This is a genomic window from Bartonella sp. AP280QHHD, from assembly GCF_042196125.1.
Lineage (GTDB): Bacteria > Pseudomonadota > Alphaproteobacteria > Rhizobiales > Rhizobiaceae > Bartonella.
Genome location: NZ_JBHIPQ010000032.1, coordinates 1 through 1,512 on the forward strand (window position 1 = coordinate 1; position 1,512 = coordinate 1,512).

Annotated in this window: 1 protein-coding gene and 1 pseudogene; both read left to right on the plus strand. The window is 44.1% G+C overall.

The genetic code is table 11. From position 1 onward, the window contains the following. A partial coding sequence (locus tag ACFIMK_RS04320) for a Bgr_08870 family protein (RefSeq protein WP_375682947.1) occupies window positions 1–1,242 on the plus strand: 1,242 nt, incomplete at its 5' end. 138 nt (window positions 1,243–1,380) lie between these two features. Further along, window positions 1,381–1,512 (plus strand): annotated as a pseudogene (locus tag ACFIMK_RS04325) (phage tail protein); the annotation flags it as partial.

The window sequence follows — 1,512 nt, forward strand, 5'->3', positions numbered from 1 at the left end:
ATTGATCAAGCTCTTTTGGCTGTTGAGGAAAAGGTAGACGAAAAGGCACCTTTACACCACACGCATACGATCAACGAAATCACAAATCTAGAAAGCGCTCTCAATGGCAAAATGGCAGCGGATAAAACTTTCTCATTTGCTGATTTAAGCGATATCGAAGGCGCAAAAGATGCTGCCAACAATTATGTTCTCTATAAATCAAGCAACAATAACTTTACCTTTGGCAGTGCTGTCTCACTATTAGGCGCGCATCAACATAAAACCGAAGATATCGTGGGGCTTGATGATTTTAGAGCCAAGATTAATCAAGATATGACCAGCTATGGGCGCCTCACAAGCCCAAATGAATGGCAGAATTATAATAAATTTACCAGCAAAGTCACCATGAGTGGTGGCTTAGAACTTTTGGGTAATTCGTCGTTTAGCCTTATTCATAATGGTGAAACGGTGACAAGTTTAAGCACAAATGGAAGTACCTTGAAAGGACCTTTGAGAGTTGATGGTGAAGCTGTTTATACCAAGGTGCAAGTGGATGCTCTTTTGGATGCTTTAATCAAAAAGCGTAAAGAAGAGTACATTGAAATCGTTATGTTGCAGAGTGGTAATATTCCTTGGCCTGATGGGGTGACAGATGACACTGATATTGAAATCATGGCTTGGGGAGGTGGCGGGAGCGGTGGCCAACGTGGAGGAGGAGGTGGTGGTGAATGTATTTCTTTAAAGATTCAAAAACGCCAATTACAGAATAATGATGTAGTGGCTATTGGAAAAGGCGGATATGGAAATGGTATTAATGGTGGTAATACGCTAGTTGGTTCTATTCTTACAGCACGGGGTGGTAAGGGGAATAACGGTTATATTGGTGGAAATAGTGGTGGTGGAGTTTCAGGTGGTTATGGAACTGCAAGTGGTAGTAATAATAATGGTTATGCGGGAAAAGAACATCCTTGGCATGGAGGCGGAGGAGGTGGTGGTGGCTTTAATGATAGTTGTGGCGGTGATGGAGGGGATAGTACCTATGGTGGAGCAGGTGGAGGTGGGAGTGGTGGGAGTGGTGGTAGTGGTATAGCTAATAATGGAGGTAAGGGAGGAAAAAGCCAGTATGGTGGCAATGGAGGAAGCGGAGCTGAAAAAGGATATGGCGGCGGTGGCGGTGGCGGTTATCGAGATGGTGAAGATGGAACAGTAAATGGTGCTGGACGGGGTGGTGATGGCGCAGTTAAATTAAAGATCTTTGTATAAGCGCGTTTAAAGGCTTGTATGCTCTTCCGTCTTTAAGTCCCCTTTAAAGCCCTTTAAAAGGGCTTTTTGACTGACAGTGTCAGACTTATGAAAGGGAGCTCTTGTTGTTATGGTCTCTTCATTGATTTGGAGAGCAAAATGGCAATAGAATTTAATCATGGGATTCGCATTGTAGAGGCTGGTGAGGATTCCCGTCCTTTAGCAACATTTGATCAGACCGCTATTGGGGCGGTTGTTACAGCCCCTGATGCTGACAACCAAGTTTTTCCC